A 15879-nucleotide genomic window follows, 5' to 3' on the forward strand; every position below is an offset into this window, starting at 1 on the left:
TCAGGCAATCCCGGCATGTTCGGCGGCCCCGCACAGGAAGCCCCGGATGGTACGGTCGAAATCCGGCTCGTCCAGCAAAAAGGCGTCATGCCCCTTGTCACTGTCGATCTCGACAAAGGAGACATTGGCCGCCACCCGGTTGAGCGCCCGCGCCAGCAGGCGGGCCTGCGAGGTGGGGAACAGCCAGTCGGACGAGAACGAGACAATGCAGAACCGCGTGCGCGTGCCCGCGAACGGACGTGACATGTCACCCTCATGCTCGGCGCCGAGGTCAAAATAATCCATGGCGCGGGTGATGGTCAGATAGGAATTGGCATCAAAGCGCCGCACGAAGGTCGAACCCTGATGGCGCAGGTAGCTCTCCACCTCGAACATCTCGCCGAACAGGGAGCCCGGCTCCCCTGCCCCCGCGCGCCCCGGCGCGTGGCGCACGCGGCGGCCGAACTTGCGCGTCAGCGCCGCTTCGGAAAGATAGGTGATATGCGCCATCATGCGCGCCACCGCCAGGCCCCGGGCCGGGATCTCGTTACATTCCCAGTAGCGGCCGCCATGCCATTGCGGATCGGCGAAAATGGCCTGCCGGCTGACTTCGTTGAAGGCGATGTTCTGCGCCGAATGGAAGGGTGAGGTTGCAATCGGCATGGCCGCGAACACGCATTCGGGATAGGTCGCGCACCATTCCAGCACCTGCATGCCGCCCATGGACCCCCCCACCACCGCCAGCAGGCGGTCAATGCCCAGATGCTCCACCAGCAGCTTCTGGGCACGGACCATGTCCCGGATGGTGATGGGGGGAAAATCGGTGCCCCATGGCTCGGTGGTTCCATCATCGCGCATGCGCGGACTGCGGGGGCCGGTCGTGCCCATGCAGCCACCCAGCACGTTGATGCAGATGACGAAAAACCGCTCCGTATCAATCGGCAGCCCGGGGCCGACCATGCGGGTCCACCAGCCGGGCTTGCCGGTCAGCGGATGGGTATCGGCCACATACTGGTCCCCCGTCAGCGCATGGCAGACCACGATGGCGTTATCCCGCGCGGGCGAGAGCGTGCCATAGGTGCGGTAGGCGACTTCCACCGGCGCAAGATGGAAGCCGCAGTCCAGGCGCAGTCCGTCCGGAAAGGTGACACTCTGGTGCGACAGGCTGGTATCGGGCGTGGTCTGGTCCATTCTGTATCCGGCATGCGTAAACAGGAACGGTGAAGAAGGCGGCAGTTCGCCTGCCGGCATTGCGTATGGCACCGCCGCCCGGCACATGCAAGGTTCATGCCACCGGCGTGGCCCGTGGCTGCGCCACGGCCTGCCGGGCGGGTGCTAGAACTGCTCCACCCTGTCCACGCCCTCGATCGCCTTGATCATCTGGGCCACGCGGGGGGTGACGCGGTAACGCTCGCCCAGGGTCAGTTCCACATCCCGCGTTTCCGCAACCGACGGCAGCAAGATGACCCGGCCACGCCCCATGCCGTGGCCCTGCAGCACATCGCGGATCGGCTCCAGCGCATCCGCCCGGTCGAACCATATGCGCATCTCGGCCGCGGCCTCCGCCGCCGCCTGTTCCAGTTCCATCACGTCGGATGCGGTAATGCGCAGCGCCTCGCCTTCCAGCTTCAGGTCCGCCGTCACCACCACGGCGTTGCCCGCCACCAGGATTTCACGCGCGCGCGAGAGCACTTCGGAAAAGAACGTGATCTCACACCCGCCCGAGGCATCGGACAGCCGCACCCACGCCATCTTGTTGCCGGTGCGCGTGGGGCGTTCCTTGCGATCCACCACGCAGCCCGCGATCTTGACGCGCACGATCCCCGCCTGTGCCGCCGCCTCCAGCCCCGTAGCGCGCACCGCGCCCAGCCTGCGCATGAGCGGACCGTAGGAATCCAGCGGGTGGCCGGTCAGGTGGAAGCCGATGGCGTCGGCCTCCATGTTCAGGCGCTCGAATTCCGGCCAGTCGGCCACGCGGGGCATGCGCAGCGGCTCACGCGCGGCAGGGCCATCCCCCCCGCCGCCAAACAGGCCGATCTGGCCGCTGGCCGCCTGCTGCGCATTGGCCTGCGCGCGGCGCATCACGGTCTCGGCCGCGCCACAGGCCCGTGCGCGGTTGGGCAGGATGGTATCGAACGCCCCCGCGCGCGCCAGGTTTTCCAGCTGCATCTTGTTGACCTGCCGGGGGTCAAGGCGGGCGGCCAGATCCTCCAGATCCACAAAGGGCCTGTCGCCACGCACCGCTACCAGCGACTGCATGGCCCCCAGCCCCACCTTCTTGACCGCCGCCAGCGCGTAACGGATGGCGTACCCCCCGCCATCGGGCAGTTTTTCCACCGTGAAATCGGCCCCCGAGGCATTGATGTCGGGCGGCAGCAGGGGAATGCCCAAGCGGTCGGCTTCCTGCCGCAGCCCCGCCAGCTTGTCGGTCTTTTCACGCGCAAGCGACATGCATGCGGCAATGAAGGCCACGGGGTGGTTCGCCTTCATCCATGCCGTCTGGTAGGACACCAGCGCGTAGGCGGCGGCGTGGGATTTGTTGAACCCGTAATCGGCGAATTTGGCCATGAGGTCGAACACCTCGGCCGCCTTTTCCCGCTCGATCCCGCGCTTCATCGCCCCTTCGGTAAAGATTTCGCGCTGGCGGTCCATCTCCTCGCGGATCTTCTTGCCCATCGCACGGCGCAGCAGGTCAGCCCCACCCAGGCTGTAACCCGCCATTTTCTGGGCAATCTGCATGACCTGTTCCTGATAGACCATGATGCCATAGGTCTCTTCCAGGATATCGCGGATTTCCTCGTGCGGGGGCTCCCATGCCTCGCCATGCTTGCGGCGGCAGTAATCGGGTATGTTGGCCATCGGGCCGGGGCGGTACAGCGCCACGGCGGCAATCAGGTCCTCCAGCCGGGTCGGGCGCATCTGCTTGAGCACGTCACGCATGCCAGCGCCTTCGAACTGGAACACGCCACCGGTATCGCCCCGGGCCAGCATCTCGTAAGTCAGGGGATCGTCCAGCGGCAGGGCCGACAGGTCCACCGCCACCCCCATGCCATGCAGGAACTGCACCGCGCGCTGCAGGATGGTGAGCGTGGTCAGGCCAAGGAAGTCGAACTTGACCAGCCCCGCCTGCTCCACGAACTTCATGTTGTACTGCGTGACCAGCATGTCGCTCTTGGGGTCGCGGTACAGCGGCACCAGTTCCACCAGTTCGCGGTCACCGATCACCACACCGGCGGCATGCGTGCTGGCATGGCGGAACAGGCCTTCAAGCTGCTGGCCGATTTCCAGCAGGCGGCGGATCGCCTCGTCCTCGTCACGCATTTCCTGCAGGCGCGGCTCCCCCTCGATCGCCTGCTTCAGCGTGACTGGCTGGGCGGGATTGTTGGGGATCAGTTCGGCCACGCGGTTGACCATGCCGAAAGGCAGGCCCAGCACGCGCCCCACGTCACGCACCGCCGCGCGCGCCTGCAGCTTACCAAATGTGATGATCTGGGCCACCCGGTCGGCACCGTATTCGTTACGGACGTAGCGGATCACCTCGTCACGCCGGTCCTGGCAGAAATCGATGTCGAAATCGGGCATCGACACGCGTTCGGGGTTCAGGAAGCGTTCGAACAGCAGGTTGAAGGGAATGGGATCGATGTCGGTAATGGTCAGCGCCCACGCGGCCAGCGAACCGGCACCCGAACCACGGCCCGGCCCCACGGGAATGTCATGCTCCTTGGCCCACTGGATGAAGTCGGCCACGATCATGAAGTAACCGGGGAAGCCCATGTTGGCGATGATGTCGAGCTCGAAGGCCAGACGTTCCTCGTATTTCCGGCGCGTCTCCTCATCCACGTCCATGCGGGACAGGCGGCGGGCCAGGCCGGTCCGCGCCATGTTGCGCAGGGTCTCGTCCTCGGTCTTGCCCGGCTGGACCTTGGGGCACATGGGCAGCAGCGGCTTGCAGGTCTCGACCTTGATTGCGCACAGCCGCGCAATCTCCAGCGTGTTGTCACAGGCTTCGGGCAGGTCGGCAAACAGTTCGCGCATGGCCTCGGCGGGCTTGAACCAGTGCTCGGGTGTGACACGCCAGCGGTCACGCTCGGCCATGGTGCGGCCCTGGGCTATGCACAGCAGCGCGTCATGCGCCTCGTACATGTCCGGTTTGGGGAAGAAGCACTCATTGGTGGCCACCAGCGGCAGGCCCATGCGGTCGGCCATGGCAATCATGCCCGGCTCCACCGCGCGTTCGGCCGCCTGGCCGTGGCGGTGCAGTTCGACTGCCATGTAGCGGCCATAGGCTGCATGCAGGCGCTCCATGAAGCGCGTGGCCTCACGCTCCTGCCCTTCGGCCAGCATGTGGAACAGCGGGCCACGGCTGCCGCCGGTCAGCAGGAACAGGCCGCCCGCACGCTCACACAGCAGGTCCAGTGTTACGGTCGGCTCATCGGTCACGGTCTGCAGGAAACCGGCGGAGGAGAGGAACTGCAGGTTGGCCAGCCCCTCCGCATTGCGTGCCAGCAGCACCACATGCTCGGCGGGCATGCCGGGCTTGTCGCTGCGCGAGGGCAGGCCAAGCTGGCAGCCAATGATCGGCTGCACGCCCTTCTTGCCGCAATATTGCGAGAACTCCAGCGCGCCGAACATGTTGCCCGTATCGGTAATGGCAACGGCGGGCATGCGCATGTCATGCGCCAGCGCCACCAGTTCGGGCACGCGAATGGCCCCCTGGCTGAGGGAATAGGCGGAATGGACCCGGAGGTGGACAAAATCGGCATGGGACATGGGGGCATCCTACCCCATACCGCATCTGATTCGCACGCCCCTGCGTAGGGCATGGCCCGCCATACCTGAAAAACAATAAAAGCTTTTGGGTGTCGCCTTTTTTCAAGAAGGCAGCGTTATCCGAAGCTTTTTGAAAAAAGCTTCACCAAAAACTTCTTATGCTTTCAGGTAGTACTGGTCAGTGGCACGACCAGCCCGTCCTGCAATGTGACGATACGGTCCATGCGCCGGGCCAGGTCCATGTTGTGGGTGGCAATCAGGGCCGCCACGCCATGGGCGCGCACGGTTTCCAGCAGGGCATCGAATACCGCGTCGGATGTATGCACATCCAGGTTGCCCGTCGGCTCGTCGGCCAGCAGCACATGCGGGCGGTTGGCCAGCGCGCGGGCAATGGCCACGCGCTGCTTCTCACCGCCTGAAAGCTTGCCCGGCAGGTGGTCCAGCCGGTGTGCAAGCCCAAAGGCGGACAGCAGTTCATCCGCCCGCGTGCGGGCCGCCTTGCGCGCAACGCCTGCAATCATCTGCGGCAGCATGACGTTCTCACGCGCCGAAAATTCGGCCAGCAGGTGATGGAACTGGTAGACAAACCCGATCCGGTCACGCCGCAGCTGCGTGCGCTGCGCATCGGCCAGCGCGCCTGCATCCTGCCCCGCCAGCATGACACAGCCCGCATCCGGCTTTTCCAGCAGGCCCGCCAGATGCAGCAGCGTGGACTTGCCCGTGCCCGACGGGGCGACAAGGGCCACGATCTCACCGGGGTTCAGCGTCAGGTCCGCGCCACGCAGCACATCAAGCGTTTCCTCGCCGCTTATGTAGCGGCGCGCCACGCCATCCATGCGCAGCGGCGGGGCGTTCAGGGTCTCATTCATGGCGCAGGGCCTCCACCGGGTCGGTCTTTGCCGCCCGCCATGAGGGGTAGAGCGTTGCCAGCAGCGACAGCACCAGCGCCATCACGATCACCTCGATCACCTGTGACCAGATGAGCCTGGCGGGCAGGTGCTCCAGGTAATACACCTCGGGATTGAACAGGTTGGTACCGGTCATGCGCTGGAGCAGCTGGCGGATATGCTCGATGTTCAGGCAGAACACGATGCCCAGCCCCGTGCCGACAAACGTGCCGGTAATGCCCACCGATGCCCCGCACATAAGGAAGATGCGCATGATCGCCCCGCGCGTGGCCCCCAGTGTGCGCAGCACGGCAATATCGGCGCTCTTGTCCTTGACCATCATGATCAGCGACGAAATGACGTTGAAGGCGGCAACAAGGATGATGAGCGTCAGGATAAGGAACATCACGTTCTGTTCCACCTGCACCGCGCCGAAGAAGGCGTTGTTGCTCTGTGTCCAGTCCATTACCCGGACCTCGCCATTCATCGCCTTTTCAATCGCGGCACGGATAGGGGCCACGTTTTCGGCGTCGCGGGTCATGACCTGCACCTGCGTCACCTGCCCCGGCAGCTGGAAATAGACCTGGGCCGCATGCAGCGGCAGGAAGACGTAGCTGGCATTGTAGTCATTCACGCCCGCATCGAAAATCGCCACCACGCGGTAGGCCCGCACGCGCGGCATGGTGCCAAAGGCGGTGGCCGCCCCCTGGGGTGAAACAAGGGTCAGCCTGCCCCCCACGGTCAGCCCCGCGCGCTCGGCCAGCGTGGTGCCGACAACTATGGTGTCATCCGCGCCAAAGTCATCCACCGAGCCCGCCACAAGGTTATCGCTTACCTCATGCAGGCCCAGCAGGTCAGCACGCGTCATGCCGCGCACCAGCCCGCCCGCGTTATAGGTGCCGGAATTGAGCAGTACCTGCGATTCCACCAGCGGCGCCGCCGAAACCACGCCGGGCACCCTGCGCACCCTTCCCGCCACATCATCGTAATCCGTGATGGTGCGGGTCAGGCCGTACACGCTCAGGTCACCATTCAGGCCAAGGATGCGCCCCAGCAGGTCGGCCTTGAACCCGTTCATGACCGACATCACGATAATCAGGGTGGCAACACCCAGTGCGATCCCTACAAGCGAGAAGATCGCGATGACGGAAACGAACCGCTCCCCACGCCGGGCATGCAGGTAACGCCCGGCGACCATCCGCTCGAAGGGACCAAACATCAGCGGCCCGTTTTCATAATCAGGGCCAGCGCAGCATCCACCGTCTCCTCGGTGCGCTCGCCAGTGCGGCGGTTCTTGACCTCGACCTTGCCTTCCTTCGCGCCACGCGGGCCGACAATAAGCTGCCACGGGTGGCCCAGCAGGTCGGCATCGGCAAATTTGGCGCCCGCGCGCTCGGCACGGTCATCATACAGCAGGTCGTCCGGTGCCGCCGCGTACAGCTTTTCACAGATCGCATCGCACTGCGCATCACCATTTTTCAGGTTGATGATGACGGCGCGGAAGGGCGCGACCGATTCCGGCCAGATGATGCCGTTCTCATCATGGCTGGCCTCGATGATGGCCGCAACAAGGCGGGAGACGCCAATGCCATACGACCCCATCTCCGGATGCAGCGGCGCGCCATCGGGGCCGCTGACCGCAATATCCATCGACTGGGTATATTTACGCCCGAAGTTGAAGATGTGCCCGACCTCGATACCCCGGCCTTCACGCCTGCGTTCGGCCGGTACCTTTGCCCATGCCGCCTCGTCATGCATCTCGTCGGTCGCGGCGTAGAAGGAGGTCAGGCTGGTGAAGAACGCCCCCAGCGCGTCGCGATCGTTCACATCGATGGTTTCACCCACCCAGTCCTGTTCCTCCAGCGCGCTGTCAAAGAACACGCCACTTTCCCCCGTGGGGGCCAGGATCAGGAATTCATGGCTCAGTTCGCCACCGATCGGCCCGGTATCGGCCCGCATGGGAATCGCACGCACGCCCAGGCGCTGGAAGGTACGCAGGTAGGACAGCATCATGCGCCGGTAGGTATCGACCGCCGCCGCGTGGTCAAGATCGAAGCTGTAGGCGTCCTTCATATAGAACTCACGCCCGCGCATCACGCCAAAGCGGGGGCGGACCTCGTCACGGAACTTCCACTGGATCTGGTAGAGCACCTGCGGCAGTTCCTTGTAGGATTTGATAGCCTGGCCGAACAGGTCTGTCACCATTTCCTCATTGGTGGGGCCGAACAGCATGTCACGCTCGTGGCGGTCCTGTATGCGCAGCATTTCGGGGCCATAGGCGTCGTACCGGCCCGAACGCTTCCACAACTCGGCCGACTGCATGGTGGGCATGAGCAGTTCCTGCGCGCCGATGGCATCCTGCTCCGCACGGACGATGTTGGCGATGTTGCGCAGCACCCGCAGCCCCGTGGGCAGCCAGGCGTAAATTCCCGCCGCCGTCTGCCGGATCATGCCCGCACGCAGCATGAGCCGGTGCGAGGTGATCTGGGCCTCGGTCGGATTTTCCTTGAGAGTCGGGAGAAAACTGCGGGACAGACGCATGGCCGTATGAACCTTGAGTATGGGGAACCGATAATGCTGCGGACCCTAAACCAATCCCGACGCCCGTGGAATGGGGCATGTTCACCCTTCCCCCGTGCGCAACACCGAAGCGTGATGCCCACACCCCGCCAGACCGTAAACATCCGCGTGAGGGGGCATGGCCCTGCCCCCCTGCCGGGCGTATGGTGCGCGGGCCGATCTGGTCGCACTGAACGACGCCGGGTTTAGGGAAAACGTACCAAAAAAATGGCAGGAAACGGATCAACCGTTCCCTGCCATAATCATGTAGGGCCCTATCCTGACAGGTTTGTGGGCCAGTTTAAGATAAAGGCTTCAGGGAACGCCGCCTTTTTGAAAAAAGGCAGCACCCAAAAACTTTTATCCGTTATCCAGTTCAGACGCGCAGCAGGTGCACATCCACCAGCGGGCGCTTCTGCAGCTTGCGGCCAAGGGCGCGGCGCAGGGCGGTTTTCGCCGCCTCGCGGAAGGTTGCGTCATTCGCCCGCAGCTCATCGGGGATCTCGTCCAGCGCATTGCCGAATTCTTCCGTAACCCGCTGGGTCTCGGGGTCTTCCATGTCCAGCAGGCCCGGGGCGCTGACCTTCGGGTCACCAATCAGGTAGCCCTCGTCATCCACCGCAAAGCTGCCCAGCACCATGCCGTTGAACAGCATGCGCCGCCGCGCGGCCAGCACGCCGCCATTCATGGGCAGGATACGCCCGCCATCCAGAACCAGCCGCCCGGTGGGCGCGGTATCGCCAATTTCCACGCCATCGGCGCGGATATCCAGGATGTCGCCATCTTCCAGCAGCACCGGCTCGATATCCAGTTCCTGCGCAATGGCGGCATTGGCGGTCAGGTGGCGCCATTCGCCATGCACCGGGATCAGGAAGCGCGGGCGCACAAGGTCATACAGCCTGCGCACGTCACCACCCGTTGCATGGCCGGACACATGCACAAGGTGGTCCTTGTCCGTAATCACATGCACGCCGCGACGGGTCAGGTTGTCCTGCACCTGGATCACGGCCTGCTCGTTACCGGGGATCATGCGGCTGCTGTAGATGACCGTATCGCCTTCCCCCAGCGAGATGTTGGGGTGGGTGTCGGACGCGATGCGCGACAGGGCGGAGCGCGGCTCCCCCTGGCTGCCGGTCACGATCAGCAGGATCTGGCCATCGGGCACGGAATTGGCATCCTGCTCGGACAGGAACTGCGGCACGTCGGACAGGTAGCCACATTCCCGCGCCGCGACCTCCAGGTTGCGCAGGCTGCGGCCCACCACGGCCACGCGGCGGCCAGCGGCCTGCGCGGCCTTGGCCAGCGTTTCCACGCGGGCGACGTTACTGGCAAAGCAGGTCACCGCGATCCGCCCCTCAAGCGAGGCGATGAGGCGGGTCATCTCGCGCCTTACATCGGCTTCGGATGCGGAAGGCCCTTCGGTGCGGACATTGGTGCTGTCGCACACCATGGCCAGCACGCCCTCGCGCCCCAGTTCGGCAAAGGTTTCAAGGTCGGTGGGGGGGCCGACCTGCGGGTCGGGGTCGATCTTCCAGTCACCGGTATGGATGATGATGCCCTGCGGCGTACGCAGCACCAGCGACTGCGATTCCGGCACCGAATGGGTGACCGAGACGAAGCGCAGGTCAAACGGCCCGACCGTAAAGGCGCCGCCGGGGGCGATGACGTGGATCGGCACCTGCTGGACCAGCCCCGCCTCACCCAGCTTGCGGCGCAGCACGGCGGCGGCAAACGGGGTGACATAGACCGGACAGCCAAGCTGCGGCCACAGATGGGCGATGGCGCCCAGATGGTCCTCATGCGCGTGGGTGACCACCAGCCCCGCCAGCGCCTTCCTGCGTTCGGCGATGAAGACCGGATCGGGCAGGATGATCTCGGCCTCGGGCGTGTCATTGCCGCTGAAGCCGATGCCACAGTCCACCGCCAGCCATGTCTCGCCCTGCCGGTACAGGTTGAGGTTCATGCCAATTTCGCCGGTTCCGCCTAGCGGAAGAAATGAAACGCCTGTTACATCATTCATAAATAAAGCCTGTTTTCAGTTACCAAGGTCTGGATGCGTTTGAAAAAAGGGCCCGGAACGCCTGTTCCGTGCCGGTTCGTCTGCCTGGATGTCAGCCCGGTCGGGGCCAAAATTCCGTGTCCGTCCAGCCTGAAGCTGGTGCGTGCGCCCTGCCTGCGCGGTGGAGCCATGCCGTTTCCCCCACCCCATTTCTGGGGATGGACCGCAGGAAACGCCGCTCGACACCGGCACGGGCCAGACGCCACGCGCTATCAAATCCCCTTACGGGTTATCATGTAATCCGCTTGACTTAAATCTCTTTCCTTGATCGTGCCGGATTATTCTCACCCCGTACGCGCCACGATCACCTCTCCCGTCACCACGCGGCGCAGGCCGTGCGCGGTCTGCAGCAGCAGGGTACCATCATCCGCCAGCCCTGCAAACGTGCCGGTAAACTGCTGGTTTCCCGCCTTTACGTTCACACCCGTGCCAACAGGGTGCCCGCGTTCCAGCCATGCCGCGCGCACCGCGCCAAACCCGTGGGTGGCATGACATCCAAGCCAGCGGTCCAGATGCCGCAGCACCGCCCGCGCCACCACGGGGGCCGCAGGCACATCCGGGATCATATCCGCCAGACAGGCCAGTTCACGCCCCGCAATGGCCGGGGCATGGCGCAAATTGGCCCCCATGCCGATCACCTGCCACTGTTCCCCCGTAACACGGGTTCCGGTCTCGATCAGGATGCCCGCCATCTTGCGGCCTGCCAGCAGCAGGTCATTGGGCCATTTCAGCGCCAGCGCGCGGGTGTCGGGCAGGAAGTCCCCCATCGCGTCATGCAGCGCCAGCCCCGCAATGAAGGGCCACAGCCCCACCGGCACGGCCGCACCCGGCCCCACCAGCATGACGGAAAGCGCCAGGTTGCCACCCGGGTCGACCCATTCCCGCCCCCGGCTGCCCCGCCCGGCCGTCTGGCTCAGGGCAAGGATGGCAAGCCCGTTTTCCCCCTGCCCGGCATCCAGCCGGGCCTTGCAGGTATCGGACGTGGACCCCAGCCTGTCATGCACTTCCATCCGCCACGCCCCGCCCCTGGCGCGGGGAATGTTCTGGCTGGAAGTGCGGTCCGGGCTGGGGATCATGGGCTACCTGAACAATGCGCCTGCGGCCGCCTGTGCCGCCGTGGCGACCGGGCCAAGCCCAACGATGAAGAAAACGGTCACAATCCCCATCCCGACCGATACGAACGAGACGGAAACCGGCATGCGGTCCAGCGCCGGGGCCGGCGCATCGAAAAACATGACCTTGACCACACGCACATAATAATAGGCCCCGATCACGCTGCCGATGATACCGATTGCGGCCAGCGCGTAAAGCTGTGCGTTGATGGCGGCGTAAAACACCATGAGCTTGCCAAAGAACCCGGCCAGCGGCGGCGCCCCGGCCATGGAGAACATGAACACCGCCATGGCCAGCGCAAGGCCCGGGTCGCTGCGCCCAAGCCCCGCCAGGTCACTGATGCGGCTGACCGCATGGCCCTTGCGTCGCATGGCCACGATCCCGGCAAACGCGCCCACATTCATGAACAGGTAGGTCACAAGATAGACCAGCGTGCCGCGCGTGCCCTCCGCCGTGCCCGCCGCAAGGCCGATCATGGCGTAGCCCATGTGCCCGATGGAGGAATAGGCCATGAGCCGCTTGATGTTGACCTGCGGAATGGCCGCAAGCGCGCCGAACAGCATGGAGGCGGCGGACACCACCTCGATCAGCAGCTGCCATTGCGGCATCATGCTGCCGAAGGGACCGGCCATGACCCGCAGCAGCACCGCGAATGCCGCGACCTTGGGCGCCCCCGCCATATAGGCGGTAACCGGACTGGGCGCACCCTGGTACACATCCGGCGTCCACATATGGAACGGCACCATGGACAGCTTGAAGCACAGCCCCACCAGCACGAACACGATCCCCACCATAAGCCCGGCGGGCAGCACCGCGCTGCCGCGCACCGCCTGTTGCAGGCCCGCATATTCCAGCGTGCCACCAAAGCCATAGGCCAGCGAGATGCCATAAAGCAGCAGCCCCGACGCCAGTGAGCCGAGCACGAAATACTTCAGCCCCGCCTCCGCCGCCGTAACCCGGTCGCGCGCAAAGGCGCACAGGATGTAGATGGCCAGTGACGAAAGCTCCAGCCCCACGAACAGCGTCATGAGATTGCCCGAGGACGCCATGATCATGGTGCCCAGCGTGGAAAACGCGATCAGGACCGGGAATTCGAACCTGTCGATTTCCATCTCCCGCGCATAACCCACGCTCAGCACCAGCGAGAGTGCTGCCCCGGTCAGGCTGAGCACTTTCATGAAGCGGGCAAACCCGTCATTGACAAAAACATGCCCGTAGCCGGTGCCATCGGGTGCCAGCACCACAAGGATGCCGGTGACCACCAGCGCCAGCAGCGTCATCATCGTGCAGGAGAAGAAGGCCTGCCCGCGCTTCTGCATCACCCCGGCCAGCAGGATGGCCAGCCCCGACAGGGCCAGCACGATTTCGGGCAGAGCAAGTGTCCAGTTCATTGGTGTGGCCCTGACATCCTTGGGGTTAGCGGGTGAACAGCATGGTGGACAGCAGCACCACCAGCCCGATCAGCATGGAAAAGGCATAGACGGCAATCGAGCCGGTCTGCACGCGCACGGCCTGTCCGGCGCTGCCCGCGGTCAGGCGGGCAAGGCCCTCGGGTATGCCCTCGACCACGTCCTCATCCACGTCTTTCCACAGGAAGCGCGCGAGCGCGCGGTAGGGGCGGACGAAAATGAAGTCGTACAACTCGTCGAAATACCATTTGTTGAGCAGGAACAGATAAAGCGGGCGCAGGCCGCGCGCCATGGCCACCGGAATGCCGGGGCTTGCGATGTAGCACACATAGGCCACCACAATGCCCGCCACCGCGGCAAAGGTCGGCACCAGCGCGATGATGCCCGGCGTCTCCTCCAGCTGGGCCATGATGTCATGGCCGGAAATGGCGGCAATCGCCCCGTTCCAGAACGCCACCTGACGGGCGCCGATATAGAAGGGTGCCAGCGCGACCCCCGCCACAACCGCGCCAACGGACAGCACGGCCAGCGGCATGAGCATCGACGGCGGGCTTTCATGCGCGCCCGCGTTCAGGTGTGCGTCACGCGGCGTGCCATGGAAGACCAGGAAGATCAGCCGCCAGCTGTACAGCGCGGTCAGGAACGCGGTGATGCAGCCCATGACCCAGCCGTAATGACCCATGGTGGAACCCGACATCCATGCCGCCTCCAGTATCGCATCCTTCGACCAGTAACCGGCAAAGGGGAAGATACCGGCCAGCGCCAGGCTGCCGATCCACATGGCGGCATAGGTCAGGGGGATTTTCCGCCACAGCCCACCCATGCGGAACATGTCCTGCTCATCACGCACGGCATGGATCACGCAGCCCGCGCCAAGGAACAGCAGCGCCTTGAAGAAGGCATGGGTTGTCAGGTGGAACATCGAGGCCTGATACGCCCCCACACCCACCGCCACGAACATGTAGCCCAGCTGCGAACAGGTGGAATAGGCGATGGTGCGCTTGATGTCGGGCTGCACCAGCCCCACGGTCGCGGCAAAGAAGCTGGTCGTGCCCCCCACCAGCACGATCAGGTCGCGCGTGACCGGGGCCAGTTCCACCAGCGGCGACATGCGCACCATAAGGAAGATGCCCGCCGTGACCATGGTGGCCGCGTGGATCAGGGCGGAAACCGGGGTCGGCCCCTCCATCGCGTCCGGCAGCCAGGTGTGCAGGAACAGCTGGGCCGACTTGCCCATCGCACCGATGAAAAGCAGTGTTGCGATGACTTCCAGCAGCGGATGCGTGCCGAACAGCTGGAACGTGTCATTCACATGATAGGGGATGGCGGCGAAAATATCGTCATACGACACGCTGCCAAGGCGGATGAAGATGAGCGAGATGCCCAGCAGGAAGAACAGGTCGGCCACGCGGTTGACCACGAACGCCTTGATGGCCGCGGCACAGGCGGAAGACCGGTCGTACCAGTAGCCGATCAGCAGGTAACTGGCCAGTCCCACCCCTTCCCAGCCAAAGAAAAGCTGGAGCAGGTTGTCCGACGTGACCAGCATGAGCATGGCAAAGGTGAACAGCGACAGGTAGGAGAAGAAGCGGTAGACCGGCTGTGCCTCATGCGCCATGTAGCCCACGCTGTACACATGCACCAGCAGCGAGACCACGGTGACCATGGCCACCACGCTGACCGAAAGCATGTCCATGCGCAGCTGCCAGTCGGCATGAAAACGGCCCGCATGGATCCAGTCGGCCACCGGCACGGCAAACGTGCCCACGTCACCCGTCTCGAACCCCAGCACGCCAATGGCGGACAGGGCGGCGCAGGTCATGAGGGCTATGGTGACCACCCGCGCCGCCGCATCACCCATAAGGTGGCCGAAACCACCGGCGACCAGAAAACCGACAAGGGGTGCGAACACCGCTACTTCAAACAGGAAGGATGCTGCCTGCATTGTCCCTACCCCTTCATCATCGTGATATCGTCGACCTCGATCGACCCGCGATTGCGGAAATAGACCGTGACAATCGCCAGCCCGATGGCGGATTCGGCGGCCGCGATGGTCAGCACGAACAGCGTCATCACCTGGCCCGACAGGTCACCCGTCGCAGCCGAGAACGCCACGAAGTTGATGTTGGCCGAAAGCAGGATCAGCTCGATCGACATCAGGATGATGATGACGTTCTTGCGGTTGAGGAAAATGCCGAACACCCCCAGTACCAGCAGGATCGCGCCAACGCTCAGATAGGGTGCAAGACCTATCGCCTCGATCGGGCTATGCATCGCCCTTTCCTTTCGTGCTTTCGGCCGGTTTCGTGACCACCAGTACGGCCTGCGTTTCTTCCGCCGCCTCACGCACACGCCAGGCTTCGGTGCCATAGGTGCCGGGCACGGCGGCCACGTCGTAACTTTCATGCGGGCGCAGGAAGCCGCCCTGGGCCGCTACACCCGCGCCAAGGGGCACCTGCAGCATTTCCAGCGAATCATGCGGCACGCGGTCATGCTGGCGGTCGATATTCTGGCGGCGCCCGCTGGGCCGGTCGCGCAGGGTCAGCACGATCGCGCCGATCATGGCCACCAGCAACACCAGCGCGCAGGACTGGAACAGGAAGATGTAGTGGGTATAGATCACATCCCCCAGCGCCGCCGTGTTGGTGCGCGTGGGGGACGAGGGCACCAGATGCGCGATCTGGTCGATGTTGGAGGCACTGCGCCAGCGCGCAAACGCCATGACCAGTTCCACCAGCAGCACACCGCCCACCAGCCCGCCAATGGGCGCGTAGCGCTGCACGCCTTCACGCATGCGGGTGAAGTTGACGTCCAGCATCATGACCACGAACAGGAACAGGACGGCGACCGCGCCGACATAGACAATGACCAGCGTCATGGCCAGGAACTCGGCCCCCGCGATCAGGAACAGCCCCGCCGCGTTGAAGAACGCAAGGATAAGGAACAGCACCGAATGCACGGGATTGCGCGCACACACCACCATGGTGGCGGACAGGACAAGGACCGCCGCGAAAACGTAGAAGACAATCTGGGTCATCATGGGTGAGCTTCCTGCCGCATGGATCTTTCCTCCTGCTGGCATGGCGGGCGTGCGCTGGGCCGC

11 protein-coding genes are annotated in these 15879 nt (G+C 64.4%); all 11 read right to left on the reverse strand.

All coding sequences use genetic code 11. From position 1 onward, the window contains the following. Nucleotides 1–1170, reverse strand: coding sequence for a homoserine O-acetyltransferase MetX (gene metX, locus GWK63_RS10165; protein ID WP_034933371.1), 1170 nt, complete (start codon nucleotides 1168–1170; stop codon nucleotides 1–3). 144 nt (nucleotides 1171–1314) lie between these two features. Then, on the reverse strand, nucleotides 1315–4749 hold the full coding sequence (dnaE, locus tag GWK63_RS10170) for a DNA polymerase III subunit alpha (protein WP_007399845.1): 3435 nt from the start codon (nucleotides 4747–4749) through the stop codon (nucleotides 1315–1317). Nucleotides 4750–4913: 164 nt separating this feature from the next. Beyond that, nucleotides 4914–5618, reverse strand: coding sequence for an ABC transporter ATP-binding protein (locus tag GWK63_RS10175; RefSeq protein WP_007399844.1), 705 nt, complete (start codon nucleotides 5616–5618; stop codon nucleotides 4914–4916). Further along, nucleotides 5611–6855, reverse strand: coding sequence for a lipoprotein-releasing ABC transporter permease subunit (locus GWK63_RS10180; RefSeq protein ID WP_007399843.1), 1245 nt, complete (start codon nucleotides 6853–6855; stop codon nucleotides 5611–5613). The genes GWK63_RS10175 and GWK63_RS10180 overlap by 8 nt, the downstream gene beginning before the upstream one ends. Then, nucleotides 6855–8177: a proline--tRNA ligase gene (proS, locus tag GWK63_RS10185; RefSeq protein WP_007399842.1), complete on the reverse strand. Its 1323-nt coding sequence runs from the start codon at nucleotides 8175–8177 to the stop codon at nucleotides 6855–6857. The genes GWK63_RS10180 and proS overlap by 1 nt, the downstream gene beginning before the upstream one ends. A gap of 394 nt (nucleotides 8178–8571) precedes the next feature. After that, the gene (locus GWK63_RS10190; RefSeq protein ID WP_007399840.1) at nucleotides 8572–10215 is read right to left on the reverse strand and encodes a ribonuclease J; all 1644 of its coding nucleotides are present in this window, start codon (nucleotides 10213–10215) and stop codon (nucleotides 8572–8574) included. Nucleotides 10216–10538: 323 nt separating this feature from the next. Then, entirely contained in the window at nucleotides 10539–11330 is a 792-nt protein-coding gene (locus GWK63_RS10195; RefSeq protein WP_007399838.1) for a biotin--[acetyl-CoA-carboxylase] ligase, read from the reverse strand. Nucleotides 11331–11333: 3 nt separating this feature from the next. Continuing rightward, nucleotides 11334–12758, reverse strand: a complete 1425-nt coding sequence (gene nuoN, locus GWK63_RS10200) for an NADH-quinone oxidoreductase subunit NuoN (RefSeq protein WP_007399837.1) — start codon at nucleotides 12756–12758, stop codon at nucleotides 11334–11336. A 25-nt stretch (nucleotides 12759–12783) separates the two neighbouring features. After that, nucleotides 12784–14721 carry an NADH-quinone oxidoreductase subunit L gene (gene nuoL / locus GWK63_RS10205; protein ID WP_007399836.1) on the reverse strand — a complete coding sequence of 646 codons (1938 nt, stop codon included), beginning with the start codon at nucleotides 14719–14721 and terminating at the stop codon, nucleotides 12784–12786. Between the two features lie 5 nt (nucleotides 14722–14726). Further along, nucleotides 14727–15050, reverse strand: coding sequence for an NADH-quinone oxidoreductase subunit NuoK (gene nuoK, locus GWK63_RS10210; protein ID WP_007399835.1), 324 nt, complete (start codon nucleotides 15048–15050; stop codon nucleotides 14727–14729). Then, nucleotides 15043–15816, reverse strand: a complete 774-nt coding sequence (locus GWK63_RS10215; protein WP_007399834.1) for an NADH-quinone oxidoreductase subunit J — start codon at nucleotides 15814–15816, stop codon at nucleotides 15043–15045. Before GWK63_RS10215 ends, nuoK begins: the two co-directional genes overlap by 8 nt. Between the last annotated feature and the right edge of the window lie 63 nt (nucleotides 15817–15879).

The sequence above is a fragment of the Komagataeibacter rhaeticus genome (assembly GCF_011611525.1).
GTDB classification, from domain to species: Bacteria; Pseudomonadota; Alphaproteobacteria; order Acetobacterales; family Acetobacteraceae; genus Komagataeibacter; species Komagataeibacter rhaeticus.

Coding starts and splice junctions, on each gene's coding strand:
- GWK63_RS10175 (WP_007399844.1), bottom strand. CDS start 5,618: ATGAATGAGACCCTGAACGCCCCGCCGCTGCGCATGGATGGCGTGGCG.
- GWK63_RS10180 (WP_007399843.1), bottom strand. CDS start 6,855: ATGTTTGGTCCCTTCGAGCGGATGGTCGCCGGGCGTTACCTGCATGCC.
- nuoN (WP_007399837.1), bottom strand. CDS start 12,758: ATGAACTGGACACTTGCTCTGCCCGAAATCGTGCTGGCCCTGTCGGGG.
- GWK63_RS10190 (WP_007399840.1), bottom strand. CDS start 10,215: ATGAATGATGTAACAGGCGTTTCATTTCTTCCGCTAGGCGGAACCGGC.
- nuoK (WP_007399835.1), bottom strand. CDS start 15,050: ATGCATAGCCCGATCGAGGCGATAGGTCTTGCACCCTATCTGAGCGTT.
- dnaE (WP_007399845.1), bottom strand. CDS start 4,749: ATGTCCCATGCCGATTTTGTCCACCTCCGGGTCCATTCCGCCTATTCC.
- proS (WP_007399842.1), bottom strand. CDS start 8,177: ATGCGTCTGTCCCGCAGTTTTCTCCCGACTCTCAAGGAAAATCCGACC.
- metX (WP_034933371.1), bottom strand. CDS start 1,170: ATGGACCAGACCACGCCCGATACCAGCCTGTCGCACCAGAGTGTCACC.
- nuoL (WP_007399836.1), bottom strand. CDS start 14,721: ATGCAGGCAGCATCCTTCCTGTTTGAAGTAGCGGTGTTCGCACCCCTT.
- GWK63_RS10215 (WP_007399834.1), bottom strand. CDS start 15,816: ATGATGACCCAGATTGTCTTCTACGTTTTCGCGGCGGTCCTTGTCCTG.
- GWK63_RS10195 (WP_007399838.1), bottom strand. CDS start 11,330: ATGATCCCCAGCCCGGACCGCACTTCCAGCCAGAACATTCCCCGCGCC.